This window comes from Paludibacterium sp. (genome assembly GCF_019232825.1).
Classification (GTDB): domain Bacteria; phylum Pseudomonadota; class Gammaproteobacteria; order Burkholderiales; family Chromobacteriaceae; genus Paludibacterium.
This window is the reverse complement of sequence record NZ_JAFAND010000119.1, coordinates 1-26074: the sequence shown is the minus strand read 5'-3', so window position 1 is coordinate 26074 and position 26074 is coordinate 1. Positions and strand designations below refer to the sequence as shown.

Annotated in this window: 15 protein-coding genes; 4 read left to right on the top strand and 11 right to left on the bottom strand. The window is 66.4% G+C overall.

Annotated elements, in window-relative coordinates:
- The first annotated feature begins 156 nt into the window (after positions 1-156).
- Both JOZ06_RS15705 and JOZ06_RS15700 read left to right on the top strand, forming a co-directional pair.
- Positions 157-1350: an MFS transporter gene (locus JOZ06_RS15705; protein ID WP_293234097.1), complete on the top strand. Its 1194-nt coding sequence runs from the start codon at positions 157-159 to the stop codon at positions 1348-1350.
- A 167-nt stretch (positions 1351-1517) separates the two neighbouring features.
- Entirely contained in the window at positions 1518-2069 is a 552-nt protein-coding gene (locus tag JOZ06_RS15700; protein ID WP_293234095.1) for a MerR family transcriptional regulator, read from the top strand.
- Here the strand turns inward: JOZ06_RS15700 and JOZ06_RS15695 are convergent.
- From JOZ06_RS15695 to JOZ06_RS15650, 10 genes are all read right to left on the bottom strand, one after another.
- Positions 2056-2487, bottom strand: coding sequence for an aldehyde-activating protein (locus JOZ06_RS15695; RefSeq protein WP_293234093.1), 432 nt, complete (start codon positions 2485-2487; stop codon positions 2056-2058). The genes JOZ06_RS15700 and JOZ06_RS15695 overlap by 14 nt on opposite strands.
- On the bottom strand, positions 2475-2933 hold the full coding sequence (locus JOZ06_RS15690) for a GNAT family N-acetyltransferase (RefSeq protein WP_293234091.1): 459 nt from the start codon (positions 2931-2933) through the stop codon (positions 2475-2477). Before JOZ06_RS15690 ends, JOZ06_RS15695 begins: the two co-directional genes overlap by 13 nt.
- Before the next feature lie 52 nt (positions 2934-2985).
- The gene (locus tag JOZ06_RS15685; protein ID WP_293234089.1) at positions 2986-3201 is read right to left on the bottom strand and encodes a hypothetical protein; all 216 of its coding nucleotides are present in this window, start codon (positions 3199-3201) and stop codon (positions 2986-2988) included.
- Entirely contained in the window at positions 3188-13372 is a 10185-nt protein-coding gene (locus JOZ06_RS15680) for a neuraminidase-like domain-containing protein (RefSeq protein WP_293234087.1), read from the bottom strand. Before JOZ06_RS15680 ends, JOZ06_RS15685 begins: the two co-directional genes overlap by 14 nt.
- A gap of 10 nt (positions 13373-13382) precedes the next feature.
- On the bottom strand, positions 13383-21191 hold the full coding sequence (locus tag JOZ06_RS15675) for a SpvB/TcaC N-terminal domain-containing protein (RefSeq protein ID WP_293234085.1): 7809 nt from the start codon (positions 21189-21191) through the stop codon (positions 13383-13385).
- A gap of 283 nt (positions 21192-21474) precedes the next feature.
- Positions 21475-21774: an addiction module antidote protein gene (locus JOZ06_RS15670; protein WP_293234083.1), complete on the bottom strand. Its 300-nt coding sequence runs from the start codon at positions 21772-21774 to the stop codon at positions 21475-21477.
- Positions 21771-22109 (bottom strand): type II toxin-antitoxin system RelE/ParE family toxin, encoded by a 339-nt coding sequence (locus tag JOZ06_RS15665; protein ID WP_293234081.1) that lies wholly within the window; start codon positions 22107-22109, stop codon positions 21771-21773. The genes JOZ06_RS15670 and JOZ06_RS15665 overlap by 4 nt, the downstream gene beginning before the upstream one ends.
- A gap of 115 nt (positions 22110-22224) precedes the next feature.
- Positions 22225-23511 carry a hypothetical protein gene (locus JOZ06_RS15660; RefSeq protein ID WP_293234079.1) on the bottom strand — a complete coding sequence of 429 codons (1287 nt, stop codon included), beginning with the start codon at positions 23509-23511 and terminating at the stop codon, positions 22225-22227.
- Positions 23508-23720 (bottom strand): DUF2249 domain-containing protein, encoded by a 213-nt coding sequence (locus JOZ06_RS15655; protein WP_293234077.1) that lies wholly within the window; start codon positions 23718-23720, stop codon positions 23508-23510. Before JOZ06_RS15655 ends, JOZ06_RS15660 begins: the two co-directional genes overlap by 4 nt.
- Positions 23717-24136 carry a hemerythrin domain-containing protein gene (locus JOZ06_RS15650; RefSeq protein WP_293234075.1) on the bottom strand — a complete coding sequence of 140 codons (420 nt, stop codon included), beginning with the start codon at positions 24134-24136 and terminating at the stop codon, positions 23717-23719. Before JOZ06_RS15650 ends, JOZ06_RS15655 begins: the two co-directional genes overlap by 4 nt.
- A 118-nt stretch (positions 24137-24254) precedes the next feature.
- Between JOZ06_RS15650 and JOZ06_RS15645 the strand changes: the two genes are divergently transcribed.
- On the top strand, positions 24255-24947 hold the full coding sequence (locus JOZ06_RS15645) for a Crp/Fnr family transcriptional regulator (protein WP_293234073.1): 693 nt from the start codon (positions 24255-24257) through the stop codon (positions 24945-24947).
- Between the two features lie 295 nt (positions 24948-25242).
- Positions 25243-25524 carry an Rpn family recombination-promoting nuclease/putative transposase gene (locus tag JOZ06_RS15640; protein ID WP_293234071.1) on the top strand — a complete coding sequence of 94 codons (282 nt, stop codon included), beginning with the start codon at positions 25243-25245 and terminating at the stop codon, positions 25522-25524.
- Between the two features lie 236 nt (positions 25525-25760).
- Here the strand turns inward: JOZ06_RS15640 and JOZ06_RS15635 are convergent.
- A partial coding sequence (locus JOZ06_RS15635; RefSeq protein WP_293234069.1) for a hypothetical protein occupies positions 25761-26074 on the bottom strand: 314 nt, incomplete at its 5' end.

Below are 26074 nucleotides of genomic sequence, written 5' to 3'. Positions count from 1 at the left end.
TTTTAACTATCTAAGCGTCATGAAGTGGATGATAAGTTATCAACAGAGATTTGCCACTGCGATGGAATACAGGGAAGGACGAATGCCTGCTTGACCCGTCTACAGCTTCATAGCGGAGGATCCCTAACGTTTACGACGCGCGCGGAGGCGAATGCCATGCTGTTGATCAATCGAAATTTCACGCTGCTGTGGGGCGGCCAGCTGGTGTCCCAGCTGGGCGACAAACTCTACGGCATCGCGCTGTTGTGGTGGTTGCTGGAGAAAACCGGATCGCCGCTGACGACCAGCGCATTCATGGTGCTGGCCACGCTGCCGGAGATGTTGCTTGGGCCGTTGGCGGGCGTATGCGTCGACCGCTGGAACCGGCAGGTCATTGTCGTGGCCAGCGATGCCGCGCGCGGCGTGATCGTTGCCTTGCTGGCTTGGCTGCTCTCTGCGCGGGGGCTGCAAGTGTGGCAGGTCTACGTGGCGGCGTTCGGCATTTCCGCCTGTTCGGCGTTGGCCAATCCGGCGATTCAGGCGCTGATTCCGTCGCTGGTCGAGCCTCAGGCGCTGCAAGGCGCCAATGCTCGCAGCCAAATGATTTCCGGCGTCACGCGTATCGTCGGGCCGCTTGCCGGCGCGGCCTGCGTGGCGGCGGTGGGGTACTTGCCGGTGTTGCTGTTCAATGCCGCCTCCTACCTGTTATGCGCACTGGCCGAGTGCGGGCTGCGCTGCCGGCCTGCCGCCGCGCCATGCCGCGCGCCGTGGTGGCAGAGCCTGCGCGAGGGGGGGCGTCATATGGCCGGGGATGTGCGCGTCAAGACGGTGGTGCAGATCGTCGCGCTGGTGCATGTGTTTTTTGGCGCATTGATCGTCATTCTGCCGTTTGTCGCCAGACGGCTTGCCGGACACGGCATCGGCAACCTCGGCGTGCTCGAGTCCGCGCTTGGCGCCGGCATCGTCGTTGGCGCCATGTGGCTCGCCCGCCGTGCCGTTGCGGCGCGCTTCGCGCCGCCGGTGTTCGGCATGGCCGCCTGTGTGCTATCGCTTGGCTTGCTGCAAATGCTGCCGCTCACGTCGCTGACGGCCTGTGCGTTCTGTTGTGCCGGCATCGGGCTTGCCGTGGCTTTTCTGAGTGTGCATTGGCAGACGGCGATTCAGCGCGATGTGCCGGAAGCGTTGCGCGGCCGGGTGTTCAGCGTGCTGTCGTCCACCGGCAACGTATCGGTGCCGCTGGCGATGGGCGCGACCGGACTCTTGCTGCGCGTGGCGTCGCCCGCGTCGCTGCTGGTGTGGGCGGCGCTTGGCTTGTCGGCGGGAGGATGGCTGTTGGCCTATCGGCGCGCCGTCCCGGCGCGGGCCGTTTGATTTATGCTGTCGACGGCAGTCTTGTGCGTATCTGTGGCGCACTGCCTTCGGCGAGTGCGCCCTACGCGAATACGTGTCCGTAGGGTGCAATCGCCGCGCAACGCGGGCATTGCACCAAACACCACGAGCAGGGCCAGGGTGGATGCCACCTAGGAAGGAACCGTGAGATGTTCACCATTACTCAGCTGGCGCGGCAGTTCGGTCTGTCGCGCAGCACCTTGCTCTATTACGACCGTATCGGTTTGCTGCGGCCGAGCGGGCGCAGCCATCAGCTGTATCGGCTGTATTCGGACGAGGATCGGGAGCGGTTGGAGGCCATTTGCCGCTATCGCCGCGCCGGGTTGCCGCTCGAACAACTGCCGGCGCTGCTCGAACCCGCCGATCAGCACTCGGCCCGCGGCGTGCTGGCGCGGCATCTGAACGACTTGAGCCGGCGGATCGACGCGCTGCGTGCGCAGCAGGAAAGCGTCGCCAGGCTATTGCTTTCCGGCCGGCTGACGGACTCGCCGCAGCCACTCGATAAGACCGCGTTGACCGCCATGCTGCACGCGGCCGGGCTGAGCGACGCCCAGCTCGATCAGTTGCACGCCGGGTTGGAGGCCACGCATCCCGAGGCGCATCAGGCCTTCCTCGAACGGCTTGGCGCATCGCCCGCCGACATCGCCGAGATCCGCGCGCATTCGCGCAGGTTGGCCGAGCAGAGCGCTAACGCCCGCTGACGCCGAGCCGCAGTGCGACATCGGCGCACCACAACTGTTTCCAGCGGCGGATTTTCTCTTCGGTCGGCAACGTGTACGGCGATACCGGTTGGCGTTCGCCGAAGGTGTCGTCGAACGCGCTGGCGTTGACCACGGCGAAGAGTCCGTCCTGATCTTGGTAGGTGACGCCTACCAGCACGCCGCAGCGGCCGCACAGCAAAAAATCGACGCTGTGGCTGCCTTGGCGGTATTTGACCAAAGCCGCCGGGTCCTCGGCCGCAATGCGCAGACTGCCGTGCGGGTCGGCCAGATACGCGGCGCCGTGCTTGCGGCAGAAGCCGCAGTCGCAGGCGCGCGGGTGATAGGTGGCGGGGGCTTGCGGCAGCGTGAGCGTCAGCGCGAGGTTGCCGCAATGGCAACCGCCTTTCAGCGTGTGCATGGGGGCGTCCTGTCGTGGTCCAAATAGGGGGAATGGGCGAGCCTGGCCGGATAGCGCGCCATCGCGGTCTTGTGATAGCGGAAGCCTTGCTGGTGGTAAAACGCCTCGTTGCCGAAGGTCGCGGTCAGGTGCACGCAGCTGTCCGGCGCCTTGTCCGTCAAGGCGGCGATGATCCGGCAGCCCAAATGGCGGCGCTGAAACGCGGGGTCGACCACCACGTCGAAAATGGCCGAGTACAGGTCGAAATCGGTCAGCATGCGCCCGAATGCCACCAGTTGGTCGCCTTGCCAGAGCGACGCCACCACCTGGCTGTGGTGAAAGGCCCGGTCGACCTTGTCCGCCAATTCCGGGCCGCGCTTCATGGCCGTTTTATTGAAAACCGCCAGCACCTGGGCGAGCCAGGTGCTGTGGTAACCGTATTCGAGCCGGAAGTCCTGCGCCGTCATCGGAAACTGTCCTGGGGCAAAAGCTCATTGTAGGCGCGGGGATGTGCCCCGGCTAGCCGGGCTTCGGTTTGGCGTCCTCCCGTTCCATCACCGCGACGAAACCGGTGCCGGTGGCGAACAGCACCTGCTTGAGCGCCAGCGGCTCATGGCGCGCGAGCAGATTCACCTGCGTCTCCAGCGCCGTGAGTGTGATGCCGGTCACAAAGCGATAGCGCCCGGGTTCGTCGGGAGGGGGCGCGGCGGACTTCTTGGGTTTAGGCGCAGTCATGGCAGCCTCCTTCGTGAACGTCGAAATGGCGCGGCGGGCGTTCGGTGTCGCAGCAGTGGCAAATCACCTGGTAGCGGCACAGCACGAACATCCGCGCCATGCCGTCGACGCGGTCGGCGAAGGAGAGCGTCAGCCGGTGGCCCGGATGGCAGCCGTCGAGCGGGGCGAGGCGCATCTCGCCGCTGCCGTGATACAGCGTCGGCCAGTCGATGCTCGGTTTGCAGGCGAGCGCCAGCTCACGGCCGGCGCAGTCGTCGTCCTGCCGGTCCACCGTCACCTCGACCACGTGGCAGCCGCGCGCGTCGGGTGTGGCGCAAGGGCAGTCGTCGATGGGCGGGCATGGGGGCTCGGCGCAGTGGTCGCTGTCGAACAGCACGGCGATCTTGGTGATCTCGATCGACGGGTCGCCAGGCAGATACGGGAACAGCTTGCGCGTGATCGGCAGGGTGATGGCGCCGCCGTCGCACGCCTCGCCGGCATGCCGGCGCGTGCGTTGCCATTGTTCCCAGGCGTCGGGGAAGTCGCGTTGCAGGTCGAGGTAGATCCAGCCGTCGCCAGGCAGGCGTTCGCGCGCCGCCTCGCGCGCCGCGTCGCGCAAGGCGCTGCCGCCTTCGCGCGCGGTGTAGTTCAGATGCATCACCACGTCGGTCAGCGACGCCAGGTCGAAATAGTTGTTTTCCGGCGGCAGCTCGATGCGCCAGCGGCTGACGGCGCCGGCATATTCGAACGGCAGATGGCGCTCGTCGTGGAAATTCAATTCGAACAGTCCGGCGTCGTTGCGGCCACTCGAGGTGGCGATCGCCTCGCGCGCGCCGTAGAGCTTCACGCCGCGCGGGTCGCAGCAGTCGGCCCGGTAGTGCTCGTGGCGCGGATGACGGCAGCCGCAGTCGCACTTCGGCTGGTCGCGGCAGCACGGCGTGGTGGGGCAGGGCAGCGATGGATCGACGCGCGTCCAGCTCGACAGCAGCGTCAGCTTGCAGTGCACGCCGCTATACGGGCCGGTGACGCACGGCAGTGTCAGGCTGACGCTCTTCAGGCGTCGCATGTACTGGCCGGGGTAGTCGAGATCGAACAGCCATTCCGGCAACTCGATTTCGCAATAGCCGGTCAGCTTGAGCCGCAGGAAGGGCAATGGGAACTGCAAAGCCAGCGACACGTGCTTGGTCAACTCGTACTCGCGCCGGTTGTCCTGCAGATAGGCCTGCTGCATGCGTTCCAGTGCGACGTTCAACTTCTCGCCGGCCAACAGCCCCTCGCGCAGATTGTCCCAGCTATCGCACGGCAGGAAGTTGCGCCGGCAATAGCCCAGCTCGAAATTGAACGCGTGCTGGGTTTGGCGCGCGAGCTGCATCGACAGTTCGTAGGTCTGCCAGTACAGGGCCATGCCCTCTTTTTGCAGATAGAGCCACAATGCTTGACTAGTGAATTTGTCGCGCAGCGTGTCGAGCGTTTCTCGCGACTGTTCCAGCGTTTGCTGCTGCAAATTCAATTCGATCAGGGTTTCCTGCGACTTGCGCTCGGCGGCGAGGATTTGCAGTTCGAGTTGTTCGATTTCCAGATCGAGCACTTCGACTTGGTGCACCCACTCGTCGAGCCGGCGCTGCCAACCGGCCTGCGTCAGATCGAGCTGGCCGTTCAGACCGGCGATTTCCCCCACTTCGCTGGTGATGTGCGCCAAGGTTTTGAACATGCCCGACAGCTTGGTGCCGATCGGCAGCCATGTCTCCTCGCAGGGGAAGCCGACGAACAAGTCGGGGATCAGCGCCATCGCCTCGGCCACCGCCTCGATTTCGATCGCCGCGCCATGCAGCGCGATGTTGTTGTTCATGTTGTCCTGGTAATCCAACTCGCCGCTGATCAGACCGACATCGATCAGTCGCTTGTAGTAGCGCCGGTTGGTCTGCTGCACCTCCTTGCTGACCCGCAGCGCCTGCAACTGCCAGTCGGCTTCGCGCCATTGCTGTTGGCGCAAGGCGATGCTCATGTCGGCCAGTGCCGTTTCGTGGCGCGCGTGCATTTGCGCCAGATACTCGCTGTCGCCGCGCTCGAAGGCGTTGAGTAGGCCTGTGCCCAGCTCGCGCAGCCGTCCCACGCATTCGACCGCCTTGGGCAGCAGCACATTGAAACGGTACGGCGTGGACGGATGGCAGCCACCCCATTCGCCGCAGCAAGCCGCCTCGTCGCACGGATGGGCCGGCGCCGCCTCGCAGCAGCAGGCCGTCTCGCCCCAGTAGGGCGCCACCTTGGCGTTGGGCTCGACCAGCCGCCACTCGGACAGGCAGCGGTGCACGCGCATGCGGCCGTCCCGCACCTGGCCGTAGAGCTGCATCAGCCGCGGGTTGAGCGGCGGATTGAGCGGGACGAAGCCGCCGACTTGCTGTTTGGCGGGGCGGACGTGGTTGTGCACGATCGCCGGGCAAGGGCCGAGAATCATGGCGGCGGTGTCGAGAATCAGCCGCGCCTGCTCGGCCGATTCGCGCGAATTGTCGCGCAGCCGCGCGCGCGCCCATTCGACCAGCGTGTCCAGATAGTCGAGCACGATGGCGCGCTCGCGCGCCGCCTGTTCGGTGATGTGCGTGCTATCGCAGCAGAAGTTGGGCGGCGGCAGGCGCCGCGCCTCGGTCGAGGTCTCGTCCGTCGTTCCTGGGTTGTGTTGGCCGCCGCACACCATCCAGGTGTTGTCGGCTTCCAGCGGGTTGCGCACGAGCTGATACCACTTCAACGCCGGCTCGAAGCGGCAATGGCAGCGCAGCGCCTCGGCCATGAGCCGCGCCGGACTGAACAGCACATCGATGAATAGCCGCTCTCCCGGCTCGACGAACAGGAAATAGGGATAGGCCGGCAGCCCCGCCGGGTAGGGGCTGGCCACCGGTGAGGGGTCGGCGACGAGCGGCAGTGGCAGGCTGTCGTCCGCCGCCATGTCGTAACGGAAGCCCGGGGCTGCACTGCCGTTGTAGCCGATGGAGGCCACGCCGCCGGAGACGGCGAAGGTGAGCGAATCGGCGCTGCGGCCGACATAGGTCAGATCTGGCGTGGCGCCCGCCGTGAGCGATACCGGCGCGCTACTGTGCCGCGGCTGCTGGAAGTCGCCGTTGTGCACCCGGCACCAGGCCAGGCGCACGGCGGCATCCGTATCCCAGTGAAGCAGTGTGGGCAATTGCGTCGGGTCATGCCAATAGGCCGAGGCCTGCTGGCTCGGGTCGTAATAACTGTCCTGCTCGGGCGCGTTGAAGACGCGCGCCGGCACCAGCCAGAAGTAGTATTCGTCCACCCAGGGGGGATGGGGTTCGGCGCATTCGTTGCAGCAGCTTGGCTCGGGGTGGAAGTCGCCGGGCACGAACGCGGCGGCGGCGGGCGGCACGCCGCCGGCGGCCACGCGGATGAAATGCACGCCCAGGCGGATTGCCGCTTGGATCCAGAACGGCAGCTTGCCGTCGCCTGACGTGGCGGGCGCTGGCGGCACGGCGCTCAGGCCGTTGGCGGTCGGCGGCGGCAATGGATTGTTCGGCGTCGCGCCGGTATCCGGCGCGAGCCAGGAGGGCCGGGCGGTGCGCTCGGGCGTGCCGAGCACGCCCAGCCCCTCGCGCGGCGGCACGAGTCGCCTGAGCGCCGATGGTTCGCATTGTTGCAGCAGCCGGATGGCGGGGTGGGCCGGCGGCAGCGCCTCCGGCCAGTACGCCAGCCCGCCGGGCGCCGCCAGCGACAGCGCCGAACGGCGCAGTTGGTCCTCCAGCAGCTGGAACGCCTCGATGCGGCGCGCCTTGCGCCGTTCGTCCCAGCCGATCCAGTTCTCCCGGTACAGCGTGCGGCAGTGGCAGTCCTTCCACACCGGGTAGCTGGCGAATTCATGCTGCCACAGGCGCAAGAAGCCCGCGCCCAGCACCCAGTCCTCCAGGCCGAGCCGCGCGCGCTCGACGAAGGTCTGCGCGGCCGAGATGGCTTGTTCGATCCGGCTCGCCTGTTCGCAGCAGCCGGTTTCCACATCGATCAACAACAGCGCCGACAGCGCCGCCGGGTCGGTGGCGAAACCGCCCCATGGCAGCGCAACCCGGTTCATGCCGCACAAATAGGCCAGCAGGTGCGCGCGCGCCGCGGCGCGCAAGCCGTCGTTGAGACGGCGCAGGTCATCGTAGCGGCGCAGGTCCGGCTCGTCGGGCTCGATCAGCGCGTCCTCAACCAGGCGCGCCAGATTGACGTTGCCGGTTTGCGTCTCGCCCGGCACGACCGCGCCGGGGTCGTCGGATGCCCACAGGTCGGGGCGCGCGCGGCGAATGTCGTTGGGCGGGAAATGCCGCACGAGATGCTCGATCCACTGCCCCGCGCGCCAGACACGCACGGCCCAGCGGTCGTCGCACAGGTCGAGGCTACTGACCGGATAGACCGGCGTGGTTTGACTGGTGAAATAGGACTGCACGCATGGCGACCAATCCAGGTCGATCGCCAGGTGGCGCAACAGCTGCGCCGGGTTGTCCGGCTGTTTCTCCGCCGCTTCCTCGAACAGCAGCCAGGCGTGCCGGCCCGCCGCGGCGCCGGGGGCGCGCATCCGCGTGTAGTCGAATAGCCGCTCCCAGTTGTCGAACCAGGCCTGACGGCGCTGGTTGCTGGGCGCCACCCGCTGATCCTGGCTTGCCGGCGGCGGCAGGTAGGGGTCGAAGAGCGGCAGCAGATTCATGTCGAAATAGACGGCGTGGCGCGTGAACGCGGGATTGCGGTAGAAGCTGACACCGGCGAACAGGTCGGCATGCGCGAGCAGATAACCGAGCTCGGATTGGCCGAACGGCTGCAATGGGTGGCCGCTGAGCGTAAAGCGGTGCGCGAGCAGCAAGGCCTTGAACGCGCGCTGATAGGTGCGGCGGATGTCGCGCAGGCTGCTGGTGTAGCGCAAGGCCAGGTACGCGGCCGCGGCGCTGTCCGGCGCCAACGGCAGCTTGTCGCCCAAGGGGGCGTCCTTGCTGGCGCTGAATAAGTGTTTGAGCGGCAGGGCCACCAGTTGCCCGTGGGTGTCGGCGCCGGCGTACTTGACCACGAAACCGGTGGCAAGCGGATGCACGTCGTCCGCGCCGGCAAATTCGGGCTTGCTCTGCCAGAACGCCACCTCGATGTCGTAGGCCCCGGCGAGCAAGGGGAGCGACGATTCGTTCTCGCTGTGCTCGTGCGGCCAGCGGTGCGATACCACCGTCCAGGTTTTTTGGCCGCGCGCGAGCCGCACGCGCCAGCGGCGCTCCGGCACGCCGCCGCAGTCGTGGTGCGGCGTGTCGGCGCTGAAGTGGTAATGGCCGGCTTCGTCGATCAGCAGCACGCCGCGCCATTGCACACTGAAGCCTTCGACCCCGCCCAATGCCGTGCCGTGCTGGTTTTGCATGCCGAACCCGTTGCGCACGCCGAAGAGCTTCAACTGCTCGGGCGAGAGGCTCAGGTCGAGCGCCGGCACGATGGTCGGCACCGGCGCGTTCTTGGCATTCCGCTCGGCGCCGAATGCCTGCAGATCGGCCGTCGGCTCGCGCCAGACCAGGCTGCCGCCTTGGCCGTGAAATTCGCCGACGAGCCCCGTGCCGATGAGCCCCAGGAGCGCGGCGAACGCGCCGCCGCTGGGCTGCGGCCGCCACATGACGTCGGGCGGCGCGCCGCTGTCGTTTTCCCATGAGGCCAGACCACGGTTCTCGTCGGCGTACAGCGTGCGCAGAATCAGCCAAGCCGTTTGCGACGCGTGCGCCGCCGGCGGCTCTGCCGCCGCGCACAGCGCGGCGCTTTTCACCGCATCGACGTGACTCGCCAGATGGGCGGCGATCAGGTGGCAGCGCTTGACCGCCAACGCGAATTGGGCGCGGAACCAGTACCAGCGTTTGTCTTCGTCCGCCTCGGCGATCAGGTGGTGTTCGGCCGCGGCGAAATCGGGGAAAAATAAGGCGAACGGCGCCAGGTCGACGCGCGGCAGGGCATAGAGGTTCTGCACCGCCTGGCGCTCGTCGGCGGAGAGGTCGCGCAGGTGACTCAGCTTGTCGATCACCGCGTGATCGGTCAGCGGCAACTGCGTGGTCAGCATGCTGGCCGTGGCGTCATAGCGGAAAGGACCATGCGGTGGCGTGTTCCACATATCGGGCGAGGTGGCGGCAAGCGGCACGCGGTATTGCCGGTCGGTGGCCGCGAGACTGACGCCGGCGCGTTCCAGCGTGTGCGGGAAGAAGTGCTGTCCCAACGATTGCAGGTAATCCTTGCCGCCGACCGGCACGGCATAGCCGAATTGCGCTTTCAGCTCGGTTTCGATCCGATGCCAGGTCCAGGCGTGAATCTCGTGCTCGTCGACGCAGGCCGCCAACAGTTTCTTGCGTAGCGCCGCCAAGCCATGGCGGTCGTGCTCGGCGGCCGTTTCCGGCAAACCGAGTGGATCGTCGCGCGCCTCGTTGCCGTCCTGCAACGGGAACGGATCGTCGCCGTCCAGATGCGGCGCGACGCCGTACAGATACAGCAGCTCGCCGATGCCGAAGCGCGAGGCGGTGATTTTGGCCAGCGCCTCGGCGAAGCGCAGCGTGTGTGTCGGCAGCGCGTGCCAGCTGTCGCTGGCCAAGGTGGTCGAAAAGCCGACGAGCTCCGACAGTGGGTCGAGGTTGTCGGTCAATAGTTTAATGAACGTCGGCGGATGCTTGGGGCAATGATCGATGCGCGTCTGCGCGAAATGCTGAATGCGCTCGACCAGATGTTGTACCGCCCAGGACCATTTGCTTGCCGAGGGGCCGACCCACAGCGCGAGCAGTCCGCTACGATCGGCGCCGTGCGCGCCCTTCTTGGCCGTGCCGTCGGACAGCCGCAGGCCGAACTGGTCGCGCAGGATCTGGAACGATACCAGTTGGCGGATGAAGTCGGGGTTGATGTTGCCGCCTTGATAAAGCTGCAGCACTTCGATGATGTCGCACAGCTGGGCGAAGGTGTAACGCGCGCCGCATACCGCTTGTAGTTTGCGCCATAGCCGCAGATAGACCGCGAGGAAAGCCAGCGCGGTTTGCGGATTGTTTGGCTGGTGGAACACCAATCGATAGTGCTCGGGGCAGCAGGGTTCGCACGCCGGCAGGCGGCCGGCGCGCTGTTCGCCGTCGCCGTTGCCCGGCGCGCGTTGGGCCGGCGGCGTGTTGGCGTCGCGCGGCGGGCTATCCGTTTTTTGCGGCAGCGCGTCGAACTGCACGCAGCTGGCGTCTTGCAATGCCACCAGTTCGCAATAGCTGAGGCCCGTGCGGCGCAGAAACTCGGGCAAGCGCAATACCACGTCGATCCAGTTGCTGCCGTCGGGCTGCGTTTCGGCGACGAAGCCGTATAGCGTATAGAGCGTCAGCTGCCCTGGCGTGGGTGTGAGCGCGATGTTCTGGGTGAACAGCTGCGCGTACTCTTCTGCACTGATGCCGAGATATTCGATACCGATGTCGATTTTGACCGGGTAGCGCCACAGATGGCCGGGAAAGGCCGGCGCCGCCACCGTCTGGTCGAGCGCGAACTCGGTGATTTCCTGGCGGAAGGCGCGCATCACCGCGAAGCGGCAGCTGGATACGGTTTCCAGGTATTGGCGGTTGACGTCGAGCGGTTGGGAATAGGGCAGCGACGGTGCGGAAAAATCACTGCCGAGCGCGGCGTAAGCCGCACCGTTGGCCGGCGGCGTGGCCGGCGAGCTGTATTGCGGCATCGCGGTGAATAGCTGGGCCGGGTGGTGGCATTGGTCGGTATCCTCGATCACCTCGAGGCAGTCGTCGGGCGAGCACAATTTGTGGCCGAACAGCGCGTGTTGCGCGCTGTCGTACACGCCGCCGGCGGCGGATGTCGCCACCAGGTTTTCCAATTGTTCGTTGACGATATCGATCTGCGGCAGCGGCGAGAGCGCGTTGGCGGCGGTCACCTCCAAGAGCGCCGGGTCGGCGCGCCGCCCGGCCAGCATCTGGCCGAGCGTGAAGCGGCCGCTGTCCGTCGGGGCGTCGGGCGCGTCGCAGCTGGCGTTCTCCGACAGCGCAAGCAAGTCGTGCAAGTATTGCACGGTGCCGGTGGGGGAGAGATAGCAGGGCGGCACGCAGTCTTCCAGCCCGCCGGGGTTGATCGGCGTGAACGGGCCTGGCGCGGGTGGCGTCGCCGGATTGACACCGCCGGCCGCGTTCCAGATGGCGGCAGCGCTGTCGAAGGCCACCGTGCCGCGCAAGGCATCGCTAAAACTGTCCTGGCTCAACGCGGCGATGTCGGCGGCACTGGTGAAGCCGCGCGCATACAGCGCCTCGGCGACGGAAAACGTCAGGCTCGGCGCCGGCGGCATCACGTGCGAGGTGACGCCGGCCAGTTGACACAAGGCATTGAGCACCGTCATGCGCTGGGCGAGCCACTGCTGTGCCGGGGTGTCGCTGGGCCAGACGTTTTGCGCGGCGGCGGCGACGTCGCTGTCCACAAGCGGGCCGGCGCCAAAGGTGAACGTGCCGCCGACCAGTGTCTGATAGGCCGCGACCCACTCGGCGATCATATCCTCGGTGGGCAAGTCGAGCGTGGGCGCGGCGTCCGCCGCCGCGGTCGGCGGCGCCGACAGGCCGAAACCCATGGCGAAGAATTTCTGCACGTGGCGGATGAATGCCGCCACCCGCGCCTGCGGCGTGCCCGGGGCGGTGAAGGGCGGCAACAGGGCGGTGTTGGGGGGATTGCCGAACAGATGGTTCCAATTGGCCACGGTCAGCGCCGCCAGTTGTGCCACGCTCGCGACCGGAATGGCGAGGATGGCCGCCGTCAGCGGCGCGAAATCGTTGGTCAGCGCCGCCAGGTCGAGCGCCAAATAGCCTGCCGGTTGCGCGGCGATTTCCGGCGTCCAAAAGCCGGAGTCGTCATCGCCCGGTTGATAGCTCCGCCAGGCCGCGGCGGCGGGGTAGGCGAGCCAATCATGGACGAGCGGCGTCAGCGTGGCGTCGAGCGCGCAATGCGGCGCGGTGCTGTCGTACTGCGCGCCCGGCGCCAACGCCGCCATGCGCCGCGCCGCCTGGGCCGGGTTGACCGTCAGCGTGGCGCTGATCAGGCCGTTGTCCACCGCCGAGGCCAGTGTCGGCAGCGTGCGCTGCGGGGTATCGCGGCAGGCGAGCTGGAACCGTTGCACCGCCGTCATTTGCAGCGGCAGCAGCACCCCCAGCGCATAGAAGTATTCCGCCGGCACCGTGAAGGCCGGCGACAGCGCGCCGCCGCCGCTTTGCAGCAAGAGCACATCGGCCTCGGCGATGGTGGTTTCCGGACTCGACACACCGGGATTCACCGGGAAGGTCAATAGCGCCTGAGTGGCGGCGGTGCTCATCGCCTCGCAGGCCATCGCGGTGCTCAACGCGTACACGTAATTGGCCAGGCGCTGGACGTTGGCATTGTGCGTGGCGTAGTAGCTGTTCAGGTTGCCTTCGAATTGCTGCCGGTTTTGCTCCAGTTGGTTGCTGATGGTGCCGTCGTTGGGCGGGTTGGTGTAGAGCGCGCCCACGTCGTCGTAACCGGTGGTGCTGCTCGCCGGCGGCGCCGGCAGCGGATCTTGCGGTCCCCAGACGATTTCGTTGGCGATATGCGTGGCCTGCGCCGCCGACAGCGCGGTGATCGCCGGCACCGGCCCCTCGTCCGCCGCCAGCACCGTTTCCACCGCGCTTTTGAGCGTGGCGAAATCCGGGATTTGCCCCTGGCTCAGATCGATCTGGGCGAGTCCGGGCGTCAGCGGGCGCGGCAGGGTCAGATACAGCGCCACGTCGCTGGCGCCCAAGGCCGGGTACGTATTCGGCGCCGGCAGCGCGCCGACGGTCAGCGTCTGCACGTCGTAATACACCAGTCTGCTGACAATCGGCGTGCCGCTACGGCTGATGACCAGCCGCAGATCCGATGTGACGTATTCCTTGTAGCCGGCCGGCAGCGAGATGGCGATCACCGCCGTCGCCTCGGCCTCGGGCACCAGCGTCGGCCCAGGCGGCGGCAGCAACGGCGTGTAGTGCTGGACGATGGTGGTGGTCGGGTCGGGGAGCCACGGCGTGGCCACCGGTGGCGCGACGAACGTGGCGTCGCCCAGATGCTGGCCGACTTGCGGATCGCCGACGTTGAGGTCGTAGGCGGACAGGGTCAAGCCGGTCAAGTAGCTGCTGAAGGCGGCGCCGCTGACGGGTTTGTCCGGATGCAGCCGGATGACGATGATTTGTTGCATGGCGAGACTCCTATCGGGACGGGACGCGTACCGGCGCGTTTGGCAATTGGTCGGCCGACCGGCACACGAGATCGAGCGCGTCATCCCCGGTCTGGTAGCCGGGGGCGTCGGCGGCGCGCAAGGAATAAAACGCTTTGACGTCTTCGAACGACTGATTGGGCGTCGGCGCCAGCGAGCCGTCGCCGGTCACCTCGATGGTGACGTTCGGGTCGCCCGGCGTGCCGCCGACTTCCGCCGTGCCGCTGAAGCGGCCATTGGCGGCTTGGTTCAGCGTGCGCTGCACGGTCGAGGCGTTCTGGTGGTCGGCGCCTTGCAGATCGATGCAGATGGCGTCGTTGTGGTTGGGGTTGCCCTTGGCCGACGGTCCGCCGGGCGAGTAGGACGCCGACTGGTGCACGTGATGGCCGGCGACATCGCGGTAGGTGCCGGTTTCGGCCGCGGGCGTGGCAGGGGTGGCCGGCGTGGCGGGATCGGCCGCCGGGTCGACGCAGGTATTGGTGTCGCCACTGGTGGTGCCGCTCGCGTCCGCCGCCGGGTCGGGGGCGGCTGGCGTTTCCGACGCGCCGGCGCTGGGGCCGGACGAACCGCCGCTGCCGCCGCTGGAGGAGCCGCCGCCGTCCATCATCGACATCAATAGCGGCGTGGCCAGCACGCCGGTGCCGACGGCGGCGACCTGAAGCGGCGCCGCGAGCGACGGGGTGGCGGCCACCGCCGGGGCGGGCGCCGGTATGTTGAGCGATGGCACGTCGATGGTGGTGCCATCGGGCATGGCCAAGCGCCCGAACGACGGCGCGGGCGCGGGCTCGCCCAAGCCGGGCGGCGTGCCGCCGGCATCCAAGCCGCGCGCGCCAAGCACGGTGGCCACGGCTTCGATGGGCAGCGCGCCCAGGCGGCGCGAGCGCTCCTGATCGGTCAGCGTGCGTCCGGTGGCCGGATCGACGCCGGTAAACACCGCGGCGGCGGTATCGGCGGTGCCGGCCGCGCCCATCACCACGCCGGTGGCGGCCGCGGCTTCCCCGAGCGTGGTGATGGTGGCCGCGCTGACGCCGGCTTCGGCGAGCCCGGCGGCGATGACCGGCGCCGCGGCGCCGGCGGTGACCACCACCACCGCCACGGTGGCAACCGCGATGGCCGCGCCGATGGCCACATCCGACCAACTGATGTCCCATCGCCCATTTGGATCGACCACATTGAACGGGTCGTTGCCGGCATACAGATAGAGATTGGCCGAATCGCGCAACCCGGCGGGATCGCAGGCGGTCCAGCGCCCGAGCCAAGGCGCGTAGTAGCGCGCGCCGAAATAATAAAAACCGGTTTCCTCGTCGCGCTCCTTGCCGCAATAGCGGTAACGCTTGCGCTTGACCTCGGCGGCGCTCGCCCCGGCCTCGAATGCCGTGGCGCCGTAGGGGTAATACTCTTCGTAGCTGATCAACGCGCCGCGCCAGTCGCACTCGATGCAAGCGGAGCCGAGGTGGTTCGACAGCTGATAGCGCAGTTGAACGCTGGGCGCGGTGCGCGGTGCGCCGTCCTCGACCGTCAGCGCGTCGATCAGCGCGATACGCTGTTGCTGGTCGCAGACATGGCGCGTGCCGCGCTCGGTTTCGATGCGTTCGCCATCGGCGCCGAAGGCGCGCCATACCTCCCAGCCGTTGAGGTAACGCCGCTCGTGTCGGCGCGTGCCGTTGGCGCGCTCGGTAATTTTGCGCACGCGCTGTCCGGCGGCGTCGTACAGATACCAGGTGCGCTCGCCGCCCCCTTCGTGCGTCACCTGACCGGCGCTGGTGTGCAGCTGGTCCTTGAAGTCCCATTCGAGTCGCGACAAATGCGGCAGGGCGGTCAGGTTGCCGTGCGCGTCGTAGGCGTAGCGCTCAGGCGTCTGTTCGCGCGTGAGCCATGTGCGGCTGAGACGGTTGCTGACGTTGTGCCGGTCGAGCTGGCTCGCTTCCTCATAGGCGTAATCACGCGTCCAGCTGCCGCCGTGCGCCTGATGATGCACGCGGGTGAGGTTGCCCGCCGGATCGTAGTCGTAGTGCTCGAGGTACTGGCGCAACGCCTGCAAGTCGGCGGGCGCGGTGAAGCCTGTCTGGGGAAAGTCGCGCAGGTCGCCCACCGGCGTTTGGCCGAAGTGCGCTTGCAGCGCGTGCTCGCGCCCGCTGGCCGCGATCAGCCGGTACAGGGCGTCGTAGGTCAGGTCGGCCACCGGCTCGACCTTCTGTTGATCGAAGTGGACGGTTTTCAGCGCATGGTCGGCGATGCGCAGCATGTGGCCGCTTGGGTCGTAGCTGTAGTGGAGATCCTGCAGCACGTCCGGCGCGGCGAACACCAGGCCTGCGAATGCCGGCGATGCCGGTGTCGCCGACCGGCTGCTTTTCAGGTGAATGAGCCGCCAGGTCAGCGGGTCGTAGTGCGATACCGTGGTCACGCCGTTGGCGTAGTCAATGCTTGTCCGTTGCCCCTTGGGGTTGTAGTCGATGTGGCGGACGAAGGGCAGCGTCTGCTCGGCGCCGTCTTGGCCGGGCCGGCGCACGTCGACGTGGTCGAGCTGGTTGGCGCGGTTGAAGCGCGGCAGATAGACGCTGCCGTCGGGCGCGGTGACGGCCACAGCGCGGTTGAGGGCGTCGAAGCGGCTGGCCTGGGCGAAGATTTCCGCTTCCAAGGCCGGCGGTGCCGACCAGTCCGGCGCATGGTGGTAGTCGCGGCAGAATTGGCGTGTGCTGGCGAGCAGGTTGCTTTTGAAATCGTAGCGCTGGTTATGCACCACGCCGGCGCCGTCCAGATGCCGCACCAGCTGGTTGCGCACGTTGTCGCGCAGGCGCTCGTCCTCGCTCAGCCCCGCCTCCGGGCTGTCGCCGTAGACACTGCGCTCGTATTGCAGCGCCAGCGGAACGTCTCCCCCGTCGACGTACGAGGCCACCGGCCGGCGCAACAGGTCGTATTCGGTGCGGAAGCGGTACCCGCGGCTGTTCCAGCTGCGGATGGGCTTGTTCAGCACATCGTTGAGACTCCAACGCGCGCCGGCCTCCATGCTCGTCTGGTGAATCTGCGCGCCGCCATGCGCGTAGTCGTAGCGCATGACGATGCGTTGTTCGGCGTCGCGCGCGATGCGGCGGTTGCCCTCGATGTCGAACGTCATCCTGCTCTTGTAGTAAACGTCGTCGCCCGGGCGGGTGCGGTTGTGCGACACGCTGAGAAAAAGCCGGCCGCTGCCGTCGGCAAAAGCGATCGTCGGCGTGTCGGCGTGCAGCGCGGTTTTGCGCGCCGCGGCGCGTTCTTCCGCGTCGCCGGCCAAGCGCGCCGCGTACCAGGTCGGCAGGTAGTCGTCAGGCGGCAGACGCGCGAAATAGACGCCGACGTCCGGATCGTCCTGCGGGGCGTCGATCAGCGCGGTGTCGTTGCCGTCCCAGTCGGTCTGCCCCCAGGCGTCGAACGTGGTCTTCTTCCAGCTATGGTCGGGGTTGAGCGTGGCCACCACGCGGCCGACCGGATCGTAGAACAGCGTGGCGCTGACGCCTTGGCGATGGGCGAAACGAAACTGGTGCGATGCCGAGAAGAACGGCTCGTATTCGCGCACCGGCTTGCCCTTGTTGTTGACGATCACCCAGCCGCTGGTGAGCCAGCGGCGCTGTTGCGGCGTCTCTGGCGCCGGATCGGTCTGCAATTGCCGCTGCGCCTCGCGGCCGAAGCCGTCCGAATAGCTAAAGCCGACCTGAACCGGTGTCGCCGTGTCCGGCGCGAGATCGCTGACATGGATTTCGCGCGCGATCACCGCCGCGTAGCACGGCCGCTGTTCGCGATAAAAGCGAAGCGGGTCGTAAACGATGCGCGTGGTCGCCGAGCCCAGCAGCGCGCGCGCGGCCTCGTCGCTCGGATCGGCGAAAAAGGCGTCGCGCGCGCCGGCGGGCAGATCGACCGCGACATGCGCCAGACTGTCGCCTTCGGCCTGGTCCGCCTTGCCCATCACCGCCGTGGCCGCCACCAGGCCGCGAACGTCGAAGGCCACCGCCGCGCGGTTATGGTTGACGTCGGTCATCTCGCACGGCTGCAGCACGCGGTAGTCGTTGCGGGCGCGGATGGTATTGCCCATGGCATCGACGCAGCGCGTGATCAACAAATCGGCGCCGTCGTAGTCGACGCGTTTGGCCTGACCGAACGGGTCGGTGTAACGCCGTGCCAGGAAAAAGTGCGCCAGCGCTTGTTGCAGCTCCTGTGCGCTGCCGGCGGCCGGATCGATGTCATAGAACGCACGGCCGGAAGGGCTCCAGAAACGGCCATCGTTCAACAGGTCGACGTAGCCGCCGCCATCGCCGCCGCGGTCGGTCAGCGTGTCGATGCGCAATAGCGCTTCGCCGTCGCGGCGGTAGACCTGGTCGATCAGCGCTTGATCAAACACCAATTGATAGCTCTCGCCAGGCAGCGCCAGTGATTCGATCTGGCCCAGCGGCAGCAGGCCGTCGAGGCGGTTGCGGCGATAGCGGGCGGCGCTTTGCCGCAGCAGGCGGCGCTTCGGCGCGGCGGGCGTGGCCTGCCAATCCGGGTAGGGCAGATCGTGCTCGCCGTCGCTTACCGCGCGGGCCAACTGGTAGAGCTCGGCAAAACGGTATAGGCGTTCGCGCGCGGCGGCGGGGTCCGGCAGGTGCACTTCGTACACGCTGGCGCCGGCGGGTTGCGGCACGCGCCAGGCGTTGGCTTGATCGATGACGTGGGTGAAGGCGTTGTCGGTCAGCGTCATATGCAGCCGCGCCTGCGCCGCATGATCGGTGGCGTCGAGCAAGGGCGACGGGTCGGGGATGCGGCGGCCGTATTCGATATGCGCGGCTTGCAGCGCATTGCCGAAGGCATCGAGCTTGAGCGTGCATTTTTGCGTGATGCGCGGCGCCGTGCAGCGCCGGGGAGTGCCATCGCCATCGTCCACGCGGTAGAGGCGGCGCTCGTAATCGAGCCGCAGCATCTCGCGCTCGGTACGCAAAAACACGGCGTAGCGGTGCTCGCCGCGCGCTTGCAGCATCTCGACGCGGTAGCCCGCCTCGTCGACCGTGTACGGCCGCTCGGCCGCCGCGGTGCCGTCCTGCGCATACACTTCCTGGCGCAGCACGCTGCCTTTGAGCGCGCGGCAGGCTTCGCGCAGCTCTTCGCCGGTCACGTGCGTCGGCAGCTCGCTCTCGTCGCAACGCAGCGTTTTGTCCACCGGCCAGTATTCGTGGGCGAGCAGATGCACCAGCGACTCGCCGCCGAGATAGGCGCCGGTGTGGTACCAAGTGCGCGTCAGCACCGGCGGCACATAGGAGGCGGCGTCGATATTGGCGGTCGTGTCCAGTTCGCCGCGCGCGTTCAGCGCGGCGAGCTCCTCGGTATCGGTGCGGTCGACGCGGGCAAAGCCGCGGAACTCGCGCTCGACGCCGTCGTAATAGCCATGGTGGTAGCTGTAGCGCGAGACGAAGCGGTTACGGTTGATCAGATCGTGGGTCTCGCTGCGGCAGACGACGTGCACCGGCATCGGCAACCGCGTGAGCCAGGGCGTGCCGGCGGCCTGATCGGCCAGGTAGAACGCGGTCGAACTCTGATAGTGCAGCAGGCTCAGCGCGCCCATGTTGTTGGTCACGCGGGTCAGCAGATGCGGTTTGCGGCCGTCCATCAAATCGACGTAGACCAATTGCCGCCCGGCCGCGCGCGGCAGCGGCGACGACCACAGCAGACAGGTGGTGCCGTGGCCGAGCAGATCGGCGGCGCTGACCGTCGCCACGTCGTCGATGGCGGGGAATTGCGTCAGCGCATGCGCCTCGCTCCAGCCGTTGCCGCTTTGGTTCAGATAGATGCGCACGGCATCGCGGCCGAGATAGAGGATGTCGGTCGGGCCGCTGCCGTCGGTGTCGGCGAGCCGGAGCCGCGCCGGGTCGAACTGGTCCGGCATGTCGAACACCGGCGCGTTATGCATGCGCACCTGCGGTCCGAACCGGCCGTAGCCGAGGCTCGGCCAGTAGCAGATGTCGCGGTGGCGGATGCGCACCAGATCGGCCAGGCCGTCGCCGGTCATGTCGGCCAGAAAAATCGATTGCTCGCCATCGTCGAAAACCACGCGCGGGCCATGCTGCTCGTCGGTCGGGACGGATACCACCACGCCGCGGGCGAACCCTTCCTGTTTGAGCGATGCGTGCCACGTCAACGTGTCCGCCTCGGTGATCAGGATGTCGGCGACGCCGTCGCCGGTCAGGTCGACAAAGCGCAGGTTAGGGCTGGCGAAATCCGTCGCCGGCATGTTGCGGAACGCGCGAAAACCCGCCCAGCCGCGCTCGGCGGTACGCTCCTGAAACCCGGCGGCGGCCGGGGACAGGTCCACCAAGTCCAGCTGACCATCGCCGGCGACGTCGGTCAGCAGCCATTGGCGCGCGTCGGTATCCGACAGCGTCGGCTGCGTGCGCACCCGCTCGGTGGCGCCAAAACGGCCATCGCCCAGATTGGGCTTGTAGAACCAGGCCTGCGCCTGCACGGCGAGAATGCCGGCGATGCCCTCGCCATCCAGATCAACCAGCCGAAACAGGCTGTCGTCGATGCCCGGCAGGCTTTGCAGCGTGGCCGAGTCGAGCGTGCGCGTGGCGAGCGTGGCGGTAGCGCCTTGTTCCAGCGGGCTCGCCGACCAGCCGAATTCGCAGGGCGCCAAGCGCGCGCTGTCGAACTCATCGTGTTCGCGATGGCGGTGGCTTGTCTGGGTGATGCGCGTGAGCAGCGAGACGGTGGGTTTTTCCTCGTAGTCGAACGCCAGCGAGCGCACCAGATAATCGTCAACGCCGGTTTCCTCGGCGACATGATGGAACATCAGCACACGCCGGCACAGCCGCTCGGTGCGGACCGGAAAACCGGCGCGGCAGGACAGAAAGGCGTCGCGCCGGCGCGGCGCGGGCTGGGTGGCGGCAAGCTGCGCGCGCGCCAGACCTTGTTCGCGATCGAGCCATTGGTAATGGCCTTGGCCGTAGTCGAACACCAGTTCGAACAGCCATGACTGCGTGTCGGCGCGGCGGTACCAGTCGAGATCGTCGGCGCGAAAGTCCGGCCGTTCGGCGTCGAGGCCCAACGGCTGGCGGTTGCCGTAGCGCACGCGCTTGGGATAGCGCTGCGCCGTCCCGGCGTCGCCCTCGTAGTCGTAGACGATGGCGTTGCCGCGGTCATCGAGGCTTGCGCAGATCAACCAACTGAAGATCTGCGCCGGGTCGTCCGGATGGGCGATGCGCGCGGCTTCGTCATAGCCGTAAAGACTCAGCACGTTGTCGCGCGACAAGGTCCGCCAGTGGGCGATGCCGTTGTCGCGGCGGGTCCAGCGTTCGATGCGGGTGAAGGCGGTTTCGATGCGCGGGCGGAAACGCTCGACGCGATAGCCATCGCGCGCTTGCGGCTCGCCGGTCGGCACCAGGTCCTCGCAGCCGGCCAGGATGAAAATGTCGGTTTGCAGGCCGTCGGCGTCGTCGCGATAGCGTGGCACGCCTTTGTCGGTGCGCCGGGTGATGCTGGCGAGCGAGACCTGCCAACCGACGCCGAACGGGCCGTTGCCGGCGCCGGAGTCGTAGTCGAGCGTCAATGTCGGCTGGAAGCCGGCGCGCGAAGGGCTCAGCGGCAGCGGTATCGTCAGCGTGGCCGCGCCGGTGACCGGGTTGACCGCCAGCTTCTCGTCCAGGCCGCGGATGGCGCCGCCGCCTTTGGGCAGCGACACCTGCGGCGCGGCTTGCGGCTGGCCGGCGGCCGATGCGGCGTCGGACGCGGGTGGCTGCGCCGCACCCTGGTCTTTATGGGTCTCCGGGCCTGCCATGTCGAACGGATCATTTCCTGCCATTTCACACCTCGACGCATCGGGTCGCCTGTGCGACGTCCGCGCGAATTCGCGGCCGGACGTGAGTCAGGCGAGGGAATCACTGCAGAAAATCGTGCGAACGAAACAGCGGCACCAATTGGGAGGGAGGCGTCTGGTGTCCACGGAGGGAATGGTGGAGGTGGCCGCTATGTAGCCATGCTAGGCTGGCTTAACGGGTTGCGACTTGTCCTTTAGTACAGGGGGTGGCGTCAAACGGCCGGCATGGCCCGGCTGACGTGATCCTCAGGCTTTCGTGTTATTTCGATTAGTGAGCAGCGATCTCGGTCACGGACAGGCGTAGACCCATGACGCGGAGTATTGCGGTTAAGCTGCTTAAGGCTGGATTCCCCGTTGCGGATAAGGTCCGATACAGCTGTGTTGGGTTGAGATGCGCCTCGGTCGCCACGCAGCGTACGCCGCCAAAGGCTTTGGCCATTTGCCGTAGGGCAATCATGAGTTCAGCTTGTTCGCCCTCTTCTAGGATGTTGTTCAGAAGCTCAGCCGCATAGGCCGGATCGGAACGGAGGGCCTCAGCCATCGCGTCGTCGTGCGCTCTGTCTCTCATCGTTCACTTTCCTCTTCATAACGACGCTGCCAATCGCGCCAGAATTCACAAGCCAGATCGATATTGGCGTCTTGTTGACGTTTGTCGCCGCCACAAAGCAACAGGACAACTGTTCGTCCTGACTTTGCGTAATAGACCCGATAACCAGGTCCAACGTCGATGCGCAACTCCCATATCCCTCCGCGTAATGGCTTGTGATCGCCAAAGTTACCCAGCTCAACGCGCATGATGCGGCGGTCAATGGCTATCTTGGCTTTGATATCACGAAGCTTTTCTCGCCATTTCGCGAAGTGGTCGCGGCCTTCTCGATCAAGGTAGTGCCGAATCTCATTCATGATCGAGATTGTCGTTTATGAACGAATTATCGTCAAAAGAGGATGGTCAAGCAAGCCGGAGGGTGGACTCAGCGTTGTTTGCAAACAGCCCCTAATGGATTCGGCGGCTTGGAATTTAAGTCTGTCTGCTTGCTTGGATCTGCCGCAGCACCTCGTGATACTGGCGCGCAATGCGCGCGCCAAGCCACGCCAGTGTGCCGGCCAAGAGCGCGGTCGTGGCGGCGAACAGCCACTGAGTGAGCGTCGGCGCCAGGCACCATAACAGGCCGGAGGCGAGCCACAGCGCATGCAGCGCGCCGACGCGCGCGTGCTGGCGTTCGGGCAGGAAGCCGTGCGTCGACGGCAGCAAGCCGCGTGGCGGTTGCGCCGCTTTCAGGTGCAGCCAGCACAGAAACGGCACGATCTTGCCCAGCATGGCCAGCATGACGCCCAGCCCCAGGCCGCCGAACCAAAGCAAACCCGTCAGCAGCGGCAGTGCCGCGCGGTCGGGCCAGGCGAGGCAAGCGAGCGCGACGAGTCCCGCGGCGAGCAGGCACCACATGGCGCGTTGCCATTGTGCCCGCGCCGGGTCTTGCGGCCGGCGGCCTTGGCGCAGTTGGCGCAGCGTCAAGAGGGCGTAGGCGCTGATGCCTAGCCACAGCAGGATGCCGAACTCCGCCGCGCCGGGCAGCGGGCGGAGATTGCGCACGGTGATGACGGCCAACAGCGCCGGCAGACCGAGGTTGAGCCAGCGTGTGGCGCGCGGGTAGGGCGGGGTGATCAGGAACATTGGCACCACGGTCTGGCTGATGGCGATCAGCAGACACAGCAGCCAGCCGACGGCGGCCCACAGGACATGGCTGTGCAACAGCGGCAACAGCGGCCAATCGACGCGGCCGGTCAGCGCCGCCACCATGGCGAGCCCGAGCGTGGCGGTCACGGCGAGTCCGCACAGCGCGTGCAGCATGCCGCGGCTGCCGCTGTCGCGCGCCGGCGAGCGCAGCAGGCCGATGACGCCGTGCGCGAGCAAGGCGGCCAGCGCCAAGGTCAAAAGGATCGCGCCGGCCGGCAGGCAGCACGGATCGAAGCCGAGCGCGAAGCCCGCGCACAGCAGGGCGGCGCCGAGCTGCCATGGCAGCCAGACCGCCCACAGCATGCGCGCCGGATGCTTCAGCGGCAGGCCCGCCAGTACGGCCAGCAACTGCAGCGCCGCGCCGAGCATGATGTTGCCGAGCACGCCCAGCGCCAATTCATGCGTCAGCGTCACCGTCAGCGGCAGATAGCGGTTGGCCGCCTGCGGCGCCGCCAGCGCCAGGGTCAGGGTCAGCGCCAAGACGCCAAGCCAGCCGACCGCCGCGGCGAAGAAGCGCATCGGTACGCCGATCGGCGGCGCATTGTCGTAGGACAGCCAGGCTTGGCTCATGCCAGTTCGATGTGCAGGATCACGCCGCCGTCGTCGGACAGTTCGCAGCGGTAACGTATTCCCTGCTGTTCCAACAGCGGATAGAGCGGTAGCGGATGATGCGGCAGCACGTAGCTGAGCGTTTGGCCCGGTTCCAGGGTTTCCGCCGCCTCGAGGATGATCTCCATCGGTTGCGGCGGCACCAGGTGGCGCAGGTCTTGCGCGCTCATGCTCGGGCCACCAGCGCGTCGAAGTCCGCCACGTGCTGGGCGCACATCGGATAGAGCACGTTCTCTTCCTTCATGTTGTGCTGCTGCATCAGAATCAGCAGCGTTTCGCCGTGGCCGACGAAGGCATCGGCATCGCGCGCCGCCAGCGCGGCGCGCAGGTCGATGAACAGCTCGCGCATTTCTGCGTGTTCGCCGCGCATCACCGCGGTCGGACCCATGGTCATGCCGGTGGCCGACTCGAAAGCGGGAAACAGCTGGCTTTCCTCCAAGGTGAAATGCTGCTCCATGTCGGCCTCGAACGGCGTCCAGGCTGCGGCTGTCGCGTCCCAGTCGCCGGCGCGCGCGGCGGCCTCGGCGCGGGCGAACCAGTCGTCGCAGCCGCGGTGTTGTGCGATCAGTTGGGGGATGGCGCTCATGATGAAATCGTCCCTGCAATGAAAAAACGTGAAATGATGGCTATGGCATGGCAGTATGTCGAAACGCCTAGTCCGGCTAGAATGATTTGCGTCAAGGATTTCACAAGCCCGTCACGCCATGCCCCACGTCGATATCCCCACTTTATTGCGTCATCAACCGTTATTCCAAGCGCTTTCGCCCGAGCAATTGGCCGTGCTGCTGCCGCATGTGCGCGAAGTGCGCTGCGACAAGGGCCGCGTGTTGTTTCAGAAGGGCGATCCGTGCGACGGCATGTACGTGGTGGTGTACGGCCGCGTCAAGCTGTCGCTGTTTTCCGCTCAGGGCAGCGAGAAGGTGGTCGAGGTGATCCAGCCCGGCCAGAGCCTGGCCGAGGCGGTGATGTTCCTGGGCTACGCCTACCCGGTGCTGGCGCAGTGCCTGGACGACACGCTGCTGCTGAAGATCGATTCGGCCGGCATCCTGGGCGCGCTGGGGGGGGATGGCGATTTCGCCCGGCGGCTGCTGGCCGGCATGTCGATGCGCCTGCACGGCCTGATTCGCGACGTCGAGCGCTATTCGACCGAAAGCTCGCTGCAGCGCGTCAGCGGTTATCTGCAGCAGGCCTGGGTCGATGCCGGCGAGCCGGATTCGGCGTTCCCGCTGCCGCTGAACAAAAACCTGATCGCCTCGCGTCTCAACCTGACGCCGGAAACCTTCTCGCGCGTGCTGCAGCGGCTGATGACCGCGCAACTGATCCAGGTCGCCGGGCGCGAAGTGCGCGTGCTCGATCCGGAAGGGCTGCGCGAATTCGCCGGCGAGGAAAAGGGATAGCGTTCTTCTGTGCGTCTCAGCCAACCGCGCTGACGTGCTCGCCAAGCCATGGGCCGCTATCATCGGCCCATGCCCATCTCCACCCCACACGACGCCGTCTTCAAACAATTCCTGACCGACCCGGCCACGGCGCGCTGCTGCGCGACGCCCCCTACGTGTGCCCGGGATTGTAGGGTGCAATCGCCGTGCAACGCGCGGCATTGCGCCAACGCCGGCGGGGGAGGTCGCATTCATCAGTCGATAGCGTGAAAGATGGCGCACTGCCTTCGGCGAGTGCGCCCTACTGATCAATTACATGCTGCTGGCTGGCGATACGACCCAGCCGAACGTCTTGTTGGATGCTCTGGCGCACAGCGCGCCGCAGTACGAGGAGGTTGTCATGACCATTGAAGAAAGACTCCGTGAGGAGGCCCGGCAGAAGGGCATCCAGGAGGGCATCGAGAAGGGCGCGCAGAAAGGCCGTCAAGAAGGGCGGCAAGAAGTGGCGCGTGCCATGTTCATGAACGGTATAGACCGTATTGTCGTCATGCAATGTACTGGCCTCTCCGAGCAAGAACTCGACCAGCTCAATCACTGATTGTCAGCAAAGGCGCAGGGCAGCCGCGTTTCGGCAATCGTCAGACCTGGCCCTCTCGAATTATCCTGATCTCGCGAAGCATTTTTACTTTGTGTCGAATCGGTGTATTTCTGCCATTCGGTGATACTTAATGTTTCGTTACAGCGATTGTGTTCTTCCGCCTGTCCTTATCTCCGGCTATCTGTGCATTGAATGACAGAGGGCAGCTCCGCTGCTGCCCTCTAGCCTTGGCACACTTATAGCAAGGCGAACAGCAAGGGGGAAATCATCCCGGGCGCGAAGTGCACGTGCTCGACCCGAAAGGCTCGCGTGAATTCGCTGGCGAGGAAAAGCGTTGAGATGGCATAACAGGGCAATGATTGGAAACTAAGAGAGCTGTTAATCATCCTATTAACAGGGTTAATTATGGTGTGTTTAAGTGTGGAATGACCTATAATTCGTTCGCATAAATAGGTCTTTGCGAGGTGGGCATGTACAAGATATTGGCTAACAAAGCAGTCGGCATCAGTGAGCTGAAGCAAAATCCCGGCGCCGTTTTGACTGCTGCCGA

What these genes read in the sequence shown, in the direction of transcription:
- JOZ06_RS15705 (WP_293234097.1), top strand. Translation starts at nt 157, where the DNA reads ATGCTGTTGATCAATCGAAATTTCACGCTGCTGTGGGGCGGCCAGCTG.
- JOZ06_RS15700 (WP_293234095.1), top strand. Translation starts at nt 1,518, where the DNA reads ATGTTCACCATTACTCAGCTGGCGCGGCAGTTCGGTCTGTCGCGCAGC.
- JOZ06_RS15695 (WP_293234093.1), bottom strand. Translation starts at nt 2,487, where the DNA reads ATGCACACGCTGAAAGGCGGTTGCCATTGCGGCAACCTCGCGCTGACG.
- JOZ06_RS15690 (WP_293234091.1), bottom strand. Translation starts at nt 2,933, where the DNA reads ATGACGGCGCAGGACTTCCGGCTCGAATACGGTTACCACAGCACCTGG.
- JOZ06_RS15685 (WP_293234089.1), bottom strand. Translation starts at nt 3,201, where the DNA reads ATGACTGCGCCTAAACCCAAGAAGTCCGCCGCGCCCCCTCCCGACGAA.
- JOZ06_RS15680 (WP_293234087.1), bottom strand. Translation starts at nt 13,372, where the DNA reads ATGCAACAAATCATCGTCATCCGGCTGCATCCGGACAAACCCGTCAGC.
- JOZ06_RS15675 (WP_293234085.1), bottom strand. Translation starts at nt 21,191, where the DNA reads ATGGCAGGAAATGATCCGTTCGACATGGCAGGCCCGGAGACCCATAAA.
- JOZ06_RS15670 (WP_293234083.1), bottom strand. Translation starts at nt 21,774, where the DNA reads ATGAGAGACAGAGCGCACGACGACGCGATGGCTGAGGCCCTCCGTTCC.
- JOZ06_RS15665 (WP_293234081.1), bottom strand. Translation starts at nt 22,109, where the DNA reads ATGAATGAGATTCGGCACTACCTTGATCGAGAAGGCCGCGACCACTTC.
- JOZ06_RS15660 (WP_293234079.1), bottom strand. Translation starts at nt 23,511, where the DNA reads ATGAGCCAAGCCTGGCTGTCCTACGACAATGCGCCGCCGATCGGCGTA.
- JOZ06_RS15655 (WP_293234077.1), bottom strand. Translation starts at nt 23,720, where the DNA reads ATGAGCGCGCAAGACCTGCGCCACCTGGTGCCGCCGCAACCGATGGAG.
- JOZ06_RS15650 (WP_293234075.1), bottom strand. Translation starts at nt 24,136, where the DNA reads ATGAGCGCCATCCCCCAACTGATCGCACAACACCGCGGCTGCGACGAC.
- JOZ06_RS15645 (WP_293234073.1), top strand. Translation starts at nt 24,255, where the DNA reads ATGCCCCACGTCGATATCCCCACTTTATTGCGTCATCAACCGTTATTC.
- JOZ06_RS15640 (WP_293234071.1), top strand. Translation starts at nt 25,243, where the DNA reads ATGCTGCTGGCTGGCGATACGACCCAGCCGAACGTCTTGTTGGATGCT.